11 protein-coding genes and 1 pseudogene are annotated in these 13,356 nt (G+C 39.7%); 3 read left to right on the forward strand and 9 right to left on the reverse strand.

The annotated features are described in order from the left end of the window. Positions 1-364: 364 nt before the first annotated feature. Positions 365-1,204 (reverse strand): CHAP domain-containing protein, encoded by an 840-nt coding sequence (locus HMPREF2877_RS05465; protein WP_070579030.1) that lies wholly within the window; start codon positions 1,202-1,204, stop codon positions 365-367. Positions 1,205-1,314: 110 nt separating this feature from the next. After that, positions 1,315-3,252, reverse strand: a complete 1,938-nt coding sequence (locus tag HMPREF2877_RS05470; protein ID WP_070579033.1) for a GbpC/Spa domain-containing protein — start codon at positions 3,250-3,252, stop codon at positions 1,315-1,317. A 408-nt stretch (positions 3,253-3,660) separates the two neighbouring features. Between HMPREF2877_RS05470 and HMPREF2877_RS05475 the strand changes: the two genes are divergently transcribed. From HMPREF2877_RS05475 to HMPREF2877_RS05485, 3 genes are all read left to right on the forward strand, one after another. After that, a complete protein-coding gene (locus HMPREF2877_RS05475; protein WP_002886723.1) occupies positions 3,661-4,401 on the forward strand; it encodes a CPBP family intramembrane glutamic endopeptidase in 741 nt (246 codons plus the stop codon). 239 nt (positions 4,402-4,640) lie between these two features. Next, complete coding sequence (locus HMPREF2877_RS05480; RefSeq protein ID WP_002885507.1) at positions 4,641-5,537, forward strand: LysR family transcriptional regulator; 897 nt, start codon at positions 4,641-4,643, stop codon at positions 5,535-5,537. 10 nt (positions 5,538-5,547) lie between these two features. Continuing rightward, on the forward strand, positions 5,548-6,393 hold the full coding sequence (locus HMPREF2877_RS05485) for an aldo/keto reductase (RefSeq protein WP_070579036.1): 846 nt from the start codon (positions 5,548-5,550) through the stop codon (positions 6,391-6,393). A gap of 203 nt (positions 6,394-6,596) precedes the next feature. Here the strand turns inward: HMPREF2877_RS05485 and metG are convergent, their stop codons facing one another. The 7 genes and pseudogenes from metG to HMPREF2877_RS11240 all read right to left on the reverse strand — a co-directional run. Next, positions 6,597-8,588 carry a methionine--tRNA ligase gene (gene metG, locus HMPREF2877_RS05490; RefSeq protein ID WP_070579039.1) on the reverse strand — a complete coding sequence of 664 codons (1,992 nt, stop codon included), beginning with the start codon at positions 8,586-8,588 and terminating at the stop codon, positions 6,597-6,599. 109 nt (positions 8,589-8,697) lie between these two features. Continuing rightward, complete coding sequence (locus tag HMPREF2877_RS05495; protein ID WP_045769293.1) at positions 8,698-9,576, reverse strand: hypothetical protein; 879 nt, start codon at positions 9,574-9,576, stop codon at positions 8,698-8,700. A 130-nt stretch (positions 9,577-9,706) separates the two neighbouring features. Further along, the gene (locus HMPREF2877_RS05500; RefSeq protein WP_049554261.1) at positions 9,707-10,789 is read right to left on the reverse strand and encodes a zinc ribbon domain-containing protein; all 1,083 of its coding nucleotides are present in this window, start codon (positions 10,787-10,789) and stop codon (positions 9,707-9,709) included. A 152-nt stretch (positions 10,790-10,941) separates the two neighbouring features. Continuing rightward, positions 10,942-11,508, reverse strand: a complete 567-nt coding sequence (locus HMPREF2877_RS05505; protein WP_080983293.1) for a hypothetical protein — start codon at positions 11,506-11,508, stop codon at positions 10,942-10,944. After that, positions 11,509-11,640, reverse strand: a complete 132-nt coding sequence (locus HMPREF2877_RS11235; protein ID WP_002886713.1) for a hypothetical protein — start codon at positions 11,638-11,640, stop codon at positions 11,509-11,511. Between the two features lie 124 nt (positions 11,641-11,764). Continuing rightward, on the reverse strand, positions 11,765-12,829 hold the full coding sequence (locus tag HMPREF2877_RS05510; RefSeq protein WP_002886712.1) for a PhoH family protein: 1,065 nt from the start codon (positions 12,827-12,829) through the stop codon (positions 11,765-11,767). A gap of 79 nt (positions 12,830-12,908) precedes the next feature. Continuing rightward, positions 12,909-13,356 (reverse strand): annotated as a pseudogene (locus HMPREF2877_RS11240) (peptidoglycan-binding protein LysM); the annotation flags it as partial.

Genomic DNA, 13,356 nt, shown 5'->3' on the forward strand with positions numbered 1-13,356 from the left:
TCTTTGGCATTCTGAAGTCTGAGATGTTTTATGGTTATACTGCTACCCAAAATCAGTAAAATTGTTTATGCCATATTATTGTAACGCCTTATCAAAAAAATCACCAGATAAGGTGTTGGTTTAGTGTACACTTTTTACACTAAACTTTAGTTCAAAAAAAGACAATTTCCTTAGTTTGACTATGAAAGTCAAACTATTTTTCGGCAAATACCTTGATATACTTGACAAATGGTAGAAAAGGACTTAGTCCTGTGCGATACAGAACTAAATCCTTTGCTTAAATTAATTGTCTAACTTTTGGGGTCAGTACATTATGATTTAATCCCCTCAAAATAGCAACCATTCTCACGATTGTTCAATAGATTTAAACCTTTTCAAGGACAGACTGGATTACCCAAGTTTTGCGATTTCCGATTTGGATAAGGACACCATCACTTGGTGGGTCAATGGCTAGTACTTTGAAGTTACCTGGAATAGTAAAGGTCTCACCAGGATTGAGGTACTGGTCTGAAGTAGGATTGCCTTGTCCATCAACTTCAAGAACGGGTCCAGGATCAACGATATTGTGTTTGGTTGGTGTACCTCCAGCTAAATCTTGACTAGTGATGTTATTTCCTACTATAGATGTTACACGGAAAGTTCCTGTGAAGCGAACCGTATCACCAACTTTGAAAGAAGAGTTAGTAGGATTTCCATTTTGAGCCCCTGGTTCGAGGTCTTTAAAATGGATATAACCAGACACTTGACTCTTGTGGAAACTACGTTTGTGATATTTCTCAGGCCCTTGACCTGCATCGTAGTTGTACTCCTCAATGGTCACCTGATCACCACGAACTTCCGCAACCCAAGCGACATGTCCCATGTGACCTGCTCCATTGACACCAGCTGAGAACCAGGCGATACTCCCTACGGCAGGGTTCATGTCAACACGGTGACCGTTGGCACGTGCAATACTGCCCCAAGTGATGGCATTTCCATAACCTACAGGCAGAGTGAAACCATTGGTGTTACTGAGGCGATAGGCTGCAAAGGACGTACACTGACGCCAATACATGGTCCAAGGGTCCACGCCGAAACCACCATATTTCCAAGAGGAAGGGTAGTCATCCCCGAGAACAGCCGCCTGAGCAGAGCTGCCACACGAAACCGAAACAGTCGCTAGACAAGCTAGCGGTAAGAGACAATTTAGTAATTTTTTCTTCATTTTTACCTCCACCTATCTATTCGCAGTTTTTCTGGAAAATGGAGGCCTTGAATATACAATATAAGTGCACAAAAAAGCCAGGAAAATTTCCTAGCTTTTGAGGTATTATCTTAGTGTTTACGTTTGTAAGTTGAGATACCGAACAAAGCCAAAGCTGATGTCACCATAGCTGCACCTGCTGCTACAGAAGCTGCTGTTGATTTTTCACCAGTAGCTGGAAGAGTTGGAGCTTCTTCTTTTACAGGTACTGATGTTGATGTTACAGGTTTACCTGGAGTTGGTTCTGCTGGAGTTGTTGGTACTTGAGGTTTTGGTTTCTCAGTTGTTTCTTCAACAGATACAAAGTTTTTGTGGTAAGTAACTTTTGCTGAAACAGTATTTGGAAGAACTGGTTTGTTTGGTTCTTCTGGCAATTCAGGAACAATTACAGATGAATCTGTCGCAAACCAATAAGCGATTGGAACATTAAGGTTATTTCCACCTGCGATAAAGTCCATTGGTTCACCCTTGAAGATTGTTGCAGCAGCACCATAGTAGGCATTCTTCGTACGAGGCGTTCCGTCTGAGTTAATCGCATCCCAACCTTCATCTGTGACTTCACCAGTTGTTGGATCCACTGTTGGATCACTGTTAAAGCGTGAACCGTTAGCCACAAATTCGTTATCGTTTGTTGCATAAGCATAACCATCCTCATGCAAAGTGATAGATGAACCAGGAATTTGAACGTATTCATTACCATTCAAACCAACTTTTTCAATGTGGTTTCCAAGCTCAGTGTTCCAGTGGTTAAGTGAAGAGATACTCAAAACTGAACCGTTCTTAGACAAATCAAGTGGTGTCACAGATGACTCAGAATCAAAGAAGTTCAAGTTCATCTTAACGTGAAGTTTTTTATTAGTGTCGTCAGTTTGTGAACCAATGAAAAGTGTCTTAGTTGGATCGTGGTACAACTTAACAATGGCTGAACCATCTGTACTTGGTGTTTCTACCAAAGTGTAAGTTGCAACAATTTTCTTAACTGGAGTACCATTGAATGATGTTCCGTTTAGGTTGTTGTATGTTACAGTCAATGTTTGACCCGTAGCCATCTTCAACCATACATCTTCAGTGTATTCACCGTCAGCATTGATAGTGTATTGTGTACCGTTAGCTGCACTGAAGTCACTTGGAATGTAACGAGATGTGTTGAATTGTTCAAGGATTTCATCTACTGAATGACCTGATTGGATTGTTTTATCCAAGTAGTCAACAGAACCTGCTGAGTTTTCAACAGTCATAGTAGCATCAGATTCTGTTTTATAAATCAAGCCAGTAGCATTTTCAGCCAAGCCTTTTGTCAAAAGACGAGCTGTTGTTCCACCAGTGTACTCTTTGTATGATTTTTCCCAAGTAGCATAAGCAAGAACGTCTTGGTAGTATTTATCCAATTGTGTCTTGTAATCTGCAAGTTTTTGTTTATATTCTGAAACCGCAGTTGTCAAAGCTGTTGTTTGAACTTTGTTGTCATTGTTAGCAGCTTCAACGCTAGTGTGTTTAACACCTGCTTCTTCTGTAGCTGTGAATCCCCCTGTTGCAACAACATTTGCTTTAGCAGATGTAAGAGCTGCATCAGCTTCTTCACGAGTCAATTTATTTTCAGAAACAACTGTATTTGAAGCTTCTTGAGCATCTCTAGCTGCTTGATCTTGGACAGCTTTAACATCAGCAGAATCTTTTGATGCTGCTGCAGTCATTGTTGCATCTTTAACAGCGTTATCGAAGTCAGGATTTGAAACTTCAGCAATAGCTTTAGTTGTTGTTTTTACAGTAGTATCTGTTTCAGTAGTAGTTTTTTCTTCTGTTCCAGGTACTGTAGTAACAACTGCTGCATCACCTGTTGTCTTAACAAGATTAGCACTTGATTCTGCAGCCGTATTTGATACGGTTGCATCAGCATCAGTAGTTGCTGTTACATCTTTAGCTTCATCTGCAGCTGCTACACTTGTAGCCGCGAGTCCTGCAAGCAATACGCTTGAATACAATGTTGTTTTAAATGGATTGACTTTCATTTACACTTTCTCCTTCTTGGTTAACATTTTTAACCTAATTCTTCACCGCCTAATATACTACCGTGATTTTTTAAATTTAGCAATAGTTTTCTGAAAAAAATATTATATATTTGCTACACGTTTTTAAAATTTGACACACTTTTGTTATATTTTAATCATTTCTTTACAATTTAGTGTAATTCGTAAGGCTTTTAAAGAGTTTTTACTTAATACTTTCTTATAGCTGTTCATTTATTTCTCATAATAAACCGTTTCAACGATAGAATAGGCTTCCTATTAGAAACAGGTCATCAAGAACTGGCCTCTTCATAACTAAAAACACATAAAAAAACACCTTCAAGACCTTGACTTTAAATGTTTTTCGTCGTATGCTTGAAAAAAATGTTAAGAAAGTTGGGGGACTTTTCAATGACAAAAAAAGAAATGAGATTGCTGATCCTTCTTGGGATTAGTATTATTTTAGCGAACCTTGTACTGCGTTTGATTCTTAGGCCTCTGCCTGAGAATATTGGTTATCTCATTAAAACGCTTGGCCTTATGTGTCTATACTATTTCCTCGTACAGAGACGCCTTGGATTAAAGATCAAATCGACTAAAAAGATACGTTGGTCTGAAACCTTAGGGGTTTGTTGGTTTCTTCTTTTGGCAGATTTCTTCTATGTTTCTGCGGTTGCTTTGGGGATCAGTAAAGCACCTCATATGATAGGAACTGCCTTGGTTATTGCCTTAGGAGCCGGGTTTTTTGAGGAATATTTTTTTCGTGGACTTTTCCTTAAACTCGCCTTCCAAGATGGTATTAGATCTTCAAAACAGGTTTTAGGAGTCGTTCTCTTGTCTGCCTTATCTTTTGGTTTGGCCCATCTCGGGAATCTCACTCATCAACCCTTGAATGCTACCCTGTTCCAAGTTTATTATGCGACAGCTATAGGAATATTCTTTGCTGCTATTTACCTACGTACTGGTAGCCTCTGGTGGACTATTATTCTGCACTGTTTGGTTGATTTTGCCAGTGTTCTTCTCTCGCAATCAACACAGGCTGCACCAGCTACAAGTATCTGGAATTTCATTTTCTGGCTACCTTTAATTGCCCTAGGACTCTTCCTCATTCGTCCTAAAAAATTGAAAGCCATTAGATATCTTAATGATTAATATTTCAACCTGCATCCCACAAGTTAGATTTTCAGTGTCTAACCTGTGGATGCAGTTTTTCATTTATCAGAACTGCTTTCTTACGACTTATCTCAATTTCCATAATTACTCCTAAAACGATTTAATCATAGAAATTTCATATCAGGTCTTCATCTATTCCTATCAGAATTTTGCTGATTTTAGACTTCTCATTTTGTTATAATATGACCTACAATCATATTTTTTCAAAGGGGATGCTTATGAATTTTCAACAATGTCGCTATGTTCAGACTATCGCTGAAACAGGGTCTTTTAGTAAGGCTGCTAAAAAACTCTTTTTGACTCAGCCTAATCTCTCAGCATCCATCCGTGACTTAGAGGAAGAACTTGGCGTCCAACTCTTTGAGCGTTCCAATACAGGAGCCAAACTAACTGATGACGGTCATGATTTTCTCAAATACGCCAAACGTATTCTTGGAGAGTTAGATCTCCTAGAGGGACGCTACCGTAAATCATTCAAGAAATCATTCACTGTTGCCAGTCACCACTACGATTTCTTATCACTTCCTATGGCTCACATTGCCCAACGTTTTCGTAGTGATTATCAAGAATTTCAACTGATTGAAACAACGACTAGGAAGATTCTCAAAAGCGTTGAAAGCTTCGAAAGTGACCTGGGGATTATTTATCTAGATGAAGACAACGACCATATCCTAGAACGCAGTTTCCAACACATGGATCTGACTTTCACCCCACTCGGAGAGTTTGAAACTAAGATTTTCTTAGGTCGCCAACATCCCCTAGCTCACAAAAAATCCCTCAACCTCAAAGATTTAGAGGGATACCCACAGGTCCGCTTTCGTCAAGAAAGCTCTGGAATCCATTTTGACGAAGATCCTCTCGAGGTTCTGCCTGACCAACAAGTGATTTACAGTAATGACCGAGGCAGTGTCATGAATTTACTCTGTGCCTCAGATAGTTACGCTTCTGGCCTCGGTATTGTTAATAGTTTCATTAAGGACCAAATTGTTTTACTTCCACTGAAGAACAGTCCAAAGCACACCTTGGGTTTTGTGACCAATAATAAACAGAAACAATCCGCAATTATTCAAGCATTTATCGAGGAAATTCAGGATAGCTTACTACCCCACCACTAAGGAGAAGAAAATGGAATTTCAAACACTTAATAATGGCATCAAAATACCTGTGCTTGGTTTTGGTGTCTGGCAAATTTTCGATCAAAAAGAATGTCAAAAAGCCGTTGAAGATGCTCTTTCTGTAGGCTTTCGATTGATTGATACTGCTAGTCTTTATCGAAATGAGGAAGCCGTGGGACGTGCTATTAAGGCATCCGGTATCCCTCGCGAGGATATTTTCCTGACTAGTAAAGCCTGGATTAGCCAGCTTGGCTACGAAGATACCAAATTAGCCCTAAAAGAAACACTTCGCAAACTAGATACTGACTATCTTGATTTATATTTGATTCATCAACCTTTTGGCGACTTACATGGTGCCTGGCGTGCTATGATTGAGCTTAAGCATGAAGAACTTATTAGAGCCATTGGTGTTTCTAACTTCTCAACAGGGCGTTTGACGGATTTTGCCTTGCAGACACCTGTAATTCCAGCAGTCAATCAAATCGAGTTGCATCCCTATAAACAACACAAACTAATCCAGAAAGCTGATAAGGAATTTGGCACCCTAACGCAAGCCTGGGCTCCTTTTCATAGAGGAGAGGATGGTATTTTTCAGGACCCAACTCTAACTGCTATCGCTGAAAAACATAGCAAGACAGTTGCTCAGGTCATCCTCAGATGGCAAACCCAGCAAGGCATTCTGACCATCCCTAAAAGTACTCATCTCGAACGCATGAAGGAAAACTTTGATAGCTTTAACTTCCACCTAGACCAAGCGGACCTTGACGCTATCAGTAAACTAGACCGATACCCAGATGCCTATGGTCCTGATGAAAGTGTGGAACGCATTAAGCATTTATTGAAATATAGTGTATAAAAAAACGAGTTCGACTGAACTCGTTTTTTTATACACTAGGTCCTCTTAAGACTTCCCTTAAGAGTAGATGATTTCCGGTTTTAAGGAAGCAAAACTTCCAAGCACTCAACAAAGATGTGTTTCAAGCGCTTTACTCACAACCGAAGATTAGTAAAAAACAGTTTCCCAATTCAAAAAATTGATAAACTATTTTTTATGATATTTTACCCAATCACACTTCCGTTTGGAACCGATGAATCTACTGTCAAGACAGTGAGTTTGCCGTCATGTTCTGCGGAAAGAATCATACCTTGGCTGACATATTTCTTCATCATCCTACGTGGTTTGAGATTAGCCACGACTTGAAGTTTCTTGCCGACTAATTCTTGTTCGTTTGGATAGAATTTAGCAATACCTGAGAGGATTTGACGATCTTCACCGTCACCAGCGTCAAGACGGAAGCGAAGCAATTTGTCTGAACCTTCGACTTTTTCTACTTCTTTAACTTCAGCGACACGGATTTCAACCTTGTCAAAGTCATCAAATTTGATTTGGTCTTTTTCAGACTTAAGTTCAACCTCTTCTGGGTTCCATTCCTTCTCTTGAGGTTTGCCTGCGTTCATTTGAGATTGGATGTAGGCAATTTCCTCGTCCATATCCAGACGTGGGAAGATTGGAGTTCCTTTTGAAATGACTGTCACATTTTCTGGGAATCCTGAAAGTTCAAGATTTTCAAGGTCAAACGCTCCTGACAATCCGAGCTGTTCCATAATGGCATTTGAAGTGGTCATCATGAATGGTTGAATGAGGTGGGCAACGACACGAAGACTAGCAGCCAAGTGAGCCATAACTGCTGCCAATTGTTCCTTGTCACCATCTTCTTTGGCGAGAACCCATGGAGCTGTTTCATCAATATACTTATTGGTACGTGAAATGATGTTCCAAACGGCGTCCAAGGCACGTGGGAAATCTACAGCGTTCATTTGTTTGTGGAACTCTTCGATATTTTCAGCCACAACCTTAGCCAAATCAGCATCAAAGTCTGTAACGTTCTCAACATAGGCAGGCACTTGACCACCGAAATACTTGTTAATCATGGCAACTGTTCGGTTGAGGAGGTTTCCAAGGTCATTAGCCAACTCGTAGTTAATACGAGCCACATAGTCTTCTGGTGTGAAGGTACCATCTGAACCGACAGGAAGACTACGCATGAGGTAGTAACGGAGTGGATCAAGACCAAAACGTTCTACCAACATTTCTGGATAGATCACATTTCCTTTAGACTTAGACATCTTACCGTCTTTCATGACAAACCAACCGTGGGCAATCAAACGTTCTGGCAATTTAATGTCCAACATCATGAGGAGGATTGGCCAGTAGATGGAGTGGAAGCGAAGGATGTCTTTTCCGACCATGTGGAAGACAGTTCCGTTCCAGAACTTGTCAAAGTTAGCATGCTCATCCTGACCATAACCAAGAGCAGTCACATAGTTGAGAAGAGCATCCATCCAGACGTAGACCACGTGTTTAGGATTGGATGGGACTTTAACCCCCCAAGTGAAGGTTGTGCGTGACACGGCTAAGTCTTCCAAACCTGGCTCGATGAAGTTTTTAAGCATTTCATTAAGGCGACCATCCGGAGTGATGAAATCAGGATGCGATTTGAAAAATTCTACCAAGCGGTCTTGGTATTTACTGAGACGAAGGAAGTAAGATTCTTCAGATACCCATTCTACTTGGTGTCCTGATGGAGCTACCCCACCAATGACATTCCCTTGCTCATCACGGTAAACTTCTGCCAACTGACTTTCAGTGAAGAATTCTTCGTCTGAAACTGAATACCAACCTGAGTATTCACCAAGATAGATATCTCCTTGTTCCAAAAGACGCTCGAAAACTTGAGCAACAACTTTTTCATGGTAATCATCAGTCGTACGGATGAATTTATCGTATGAGATATCCAAAAGTTGCCAGAGGTCCTTAACACCAACAGCCATACCATCCACATACTCTTGTGGTGTAATACCTGCTTCCTCAGCCTTTTGTTGAATCTTTTGGCCGTGTTCATCAAGCCCAGTAAGGTAGAAGACATCATAGTTCATCATACGTTTGTAACGTGCCAAGACGTCACAAGCAATAGTTGTATAAGCAGAACCAATATGTAATTTACCAGATGGGTAATAGATAGGTGTTGTGATGTAGAATGTTTTTGTCATTTTAATTTCCTTTCATGTGTTAACAAATGGGCTAACACTGATGATATAACATCTTATTATAGCACGTTTTGGACACTAAAAAAACCAGCTAGGCTGGTTTTAAACATTACTAGTTTTGAAAGAGCTTTTTATCAGCTCTAACATCACGTTCATAGTCATAATCTAATTTCTTCACGTCACCCTCTGATAGGCGTTTGAAGCTTCTTTCTTCTATAAGTTTGCCTTTCTTATTATAAGTTGTGACGATTAATTTATTACCCTTAACCTTGTATCGAACAGTTTCTTCAAGAGATTCTTTATAGGATTTAACGTAAATCTTTTTACTTTCATCGTTATCAGCCTTAGTTCGATATTCACTTATTTTGTATTGATTATCTACTGCTTGGTCAATGACTTTGGTATATTCAGATAGTGACATGGTTGGTTTAAGCGTTCCAGACCAAACATCTGGACGGTATGCTTCGTCAGTATCATAGTCTGTAAAGTCAACCAGATTGTTCCCGCCAGCTAAGGTATAAAAATAAAATTTAACATTGTTACCTTTGACTTTAACAAAATCATGAGCCTCTAGGCCACTTTCCTTGAAAGATTCCATACCATCAACCATTTTCTTCTTATCTTTATGGTAAAAGCGATAAGTTTCAAGCAAATAGGTTCCTTCAGGTATTTTACCACCTTGCAGGTGCATAAACGCATAACCACTAAATGAAAGTGCCACTAGAACAATCGCCCCCACTACAGAAGCAATAATAATTTTAGCTTTCTTAGACAAGCCTGTCTTAACAGGAGCAACTTGTGAAACGGCTTGTGTCACTTGGTCACTCAACTGAGCTTTCTGTAGATTAACACCCTCGTTCTTAGACTCTTGAGAAATAAATTCCCCATTAGCTTTTGCTTGTTGGATTTCTTCCTCTGTCGGCTTACGATTATTGATTGTTTCGAAATAATCTAACCACTCTTTTTCGTTCATAAAAGTCCCCTTTTTCATTGATACATCCATTCTACCAGAAAAAAGACTCCAAGGCTATTTGACTATTTTCATAAAAATAAAGCGGTACCAAACTGGAGAATCAACTCTCCCTTCTTGTACCACTTTACTCATTTATATCATTGGGTGATTAAATCTTATCACTAGATTTTTTACTACTATCACTTGAATCTGATTTTGATCCACTATTCTTACCGTCATTATATCCGCCATAGGTATCACCATAGTCATTACCATAACCATAGCCGTAATCGTAGCCATAACCGTAACCGTAGTCACTATATTCGTCATACTTGTCACTAATCTCTTTTAAGTCTTTCTTGTAATCCTTAACGGCATCATCATAATCATCCTTACGTTCTTCACCATCTTCCCGGCTCATTAGCTTATAGGTAGTAGTCATTTTTAACTTACCCTTTTTATCATAAATATTAAGCGTAAATTCATCGCCATGTTTTACGTAAGTGCGTGTTTCTTTAAGAGTATCCTTATATTCACTAACTGCTGATTTTACAGTTTTCTTAACATCATCTTTTGAGTAGAAAGAATACTCTTTAGACATTTTTTTCATATAGTCAGTGACAAGATCTTTAACATCATCTGCACTAAGTACTTGACTTTGAGTTCTGTTCCAAGGATCAAATTTCTGAGGGATCGATTTCTCGTTCTGAATTAGGCTAATTGAAGACTTCCCATCGCTTTCTAAATAATTGTAATGATTAGATTGATTTTTCTTTACAACTAAAAAATCTAACAATTTTGTGTCTTCATCCTTGTATTCTTTAATGCCGTCGACCATTCTATTCTTATCTTCATTGTAATAAGAAAAACTAACTACCTCATATGTTCCATCCGCAATCTTACCTGATTGGTAGCGCCATAGTGAGTAGCCCCCAATAATAAGTAAAATCGCTGCCAAGGAACCAAAGACTGATGCCAAAATAATCTTAGTTTTCTTAGACATACCTTTTTTAGCAGGTACGACTTGTTGGAAGGTTGCTGTTGTTTGGGCAAACTGTGGCTGCTGCGTCATCGTTATCACAGGTTCAGCTGGCTTAATCGGTCTTTGCTCCGTCACCTGTCCATTTGAGCCAAAGACGTTAGGTCGTTCAAGGATAAACTCGCCTGCTGCCTGAGCTTGAGCTAACTCTGCGGGAGTTGGTTTGCGACCGTTGACTAATTCAAAGTACTCAATCCACTCTTGCTGGTTCATAATAATCTCCTTTTTTATTGGTCTACCGTTCTATTGTACCAAAATAAATGGTGAAATAGTATTTGACAATTATCATAAAGACTGTAAGGTTTTTTAATAAAACATTAGGTTATGATTCCCGATAGTAAAGAGGTACTTGCTCGGTAAGCGGTTCAACGCCAGATGGCATAATCCCCATAATGCTCCCTGTATTTATAATGCTTCAAGGCATACTCATAATCCCAATCATAACCACTTTTGACCTCTTTGGCTTCTTCTGAGCTCAATCGTTTAAAAGTTCTACGCGACTCAATATGTCCATCATTAGCATAAACAGTCAGAACGAGACCATTAGGGAGCTTTTCATAAGTTCTTTTTTGCTTCAACATTTTTTTATAATCGTCTATACACCTTTGGACAGATACTTCTTTTACTCTTGAATACTCCTCTCCCTTTTTAGAAATCTTATCAATATGAGACATCACTAGAGCTTTATATTCAGAGACTGTTAAATCCTGTTTTAAAGTCCCTGTACGTGGGTCAAAAGTCTGTGGGAGCTTTTCATCGTGCTCAAATGGTGAGACAGAAGGTTCCCCATCCCCATAAAAAACATAATAAAATTGAGATTTCATATTCTCAACTACTATAAAATCCTCATATAAGCTATCATTATTCTCTCCCCGCTTAGTCCGATTTATCAATTCATTGGAATATGCCGATTTAGTCTCGTATTTTATCATCTAATAAGTACCGTCTGGAATATAGTTCTCTTGATACTTCCAAAATCTTCCCTCTCCTATGGCTATCAAGACTGTCGCAACAAATCCAAGCAATACAATGATAGCAATCTTCCATTTTTTTGCTTTAGTCATACCTCTCCCCCCTTACTGGCCTGTTACTCAATACTATTTTACCAAAACTAGGGGAAAAGCTAATGACATGACTGTAAAGGAAAAAGAGGCTGAGAATACCACTCTCAAACCTCTTTTTAGCTATTTATTTTTTAAGATCCTCAGCACCAATAACTGGGTATTCGGTCAATCCTGACGCTGCTTCTTCTTCAACCTTGTTTGCTTCCTCTGTTTTTTCCTCAAAGTCAAGCTTAGGTGCATCTTTTTCATAGGCATTAATGATATCAGCTACAACTGGGTGACGTACGACATCGCTAGCAGAGAAGTGAACAAAATCAATAGCCTTGATTCCCTTCAATTTCTCCATAGCATCGACAAGGCCTGATTTAACACGACGTGGCAAATCAATCTGACTCATGTCCCCATTGACAATCATCTTAGAATTAAAACCAAGACGGGTCAAGAACATCTTCATTTGCATGATGGTTGTATTTTGTGCCTCATCAAGGATAACAAAGGCATCCTCGAGGGTACGACCACGCATATAAGCGAGGGGTGCAATCTCAATAATTTCACGTTCCATAAGGCGGGTCGTCTGCTCCTTACCGAGAATTTGATAAAGGGCATCATAAACAGGGCGAAGGTACGGATCCACCTTTTCCTTGAGATCACCAGGCAAGAAACCAAGGCTCTCACCCGCCTCAACCGCCGGACGTGTCAGAACAATACGTTTAACTTGACCACGTTTAAGGGCTGTAACCGCAAGGGTAACCGCTAAAAAGGTCTTCCCTGTACCAGCTGGACCAATTCCAAAGACCACATCATGGTTTTTAATGCTATCAACATAAACCTTTTGTCCTAAAGTCTTTACTCGGATAGGCTTACCACTGTTGTCCTTGATAATCTCTTCTTCATATAAAGCAACAAACTTGTCAATCGAACCATCTTGAGCCATGGTTAAGGCTGCGACAACATCTGAAGTGTTGACTAGCATTCCACGCTCCACCAAAACAAGGAGAGCTTGAATGGTCAAGCGAGCCAATTCAACACTTTCCTCGTCATCTCCAAGGATCTGCACACGCTCTGTTCGAGCATGAATGATAACATTTAGGTTTTCTTCAATAAGTTTTAGATGGCGCTCATTGGTCCCAAAAAGTGACAAGACATCATCTGGGTGATTTAGGGTAATTTCAACAGAATACTCTTGCAAATAGAGTTCCTCTTTCTTTCGTCTTTTTCTCCATTATATCAAAAAAATCACGCCAAGCGTGACTTTTTGTAATTCTTAATTATGCGTTAAATGACACGTGAACGTGGTCATAGTGGTTTTCAGTAATGCTACCACGGTCAGGCATTTGGTTCCAAGTGTTTGCTGGTCCGTAGATATTATCTACTGGTGCGTAGAATTGTTGTCTGTAGATGATATATGAGATACCTGCATTTGAGATATTGTCTACTGCATATTGAGCGACTTGATTACCAACTTCTGAACCAACTGGAACCATAACGTCAACGGCAAGTCCTTGACCATGGTCTTGTGGATCACCTTCACGGTAACCACCGATATCAGTAAGACCGAATTGTGCTGCTACATCTTGACGGAAAGCTTCAGCTTGTGGTTGAAGGTGTGGATCCGTTGGAAGTGTATTCATTGATGCAGGTTGTACTGCTGGTGCCTCTGAAGCTACTGGTGCTTCTGATGCTACTTCTGATGTTGCTGCTGGTTCTGCCGCTGGC

The sequence above is a fragment of the Streptococcus sp. HMSC072D03 genome, from assembly GCF_001812855.1.
Lineage (GTDB): Bacteria > Bacillota > Bacilli > Lactobacillales > Streptococcaceae > Streptococcus > Streptococcus salivarius_D.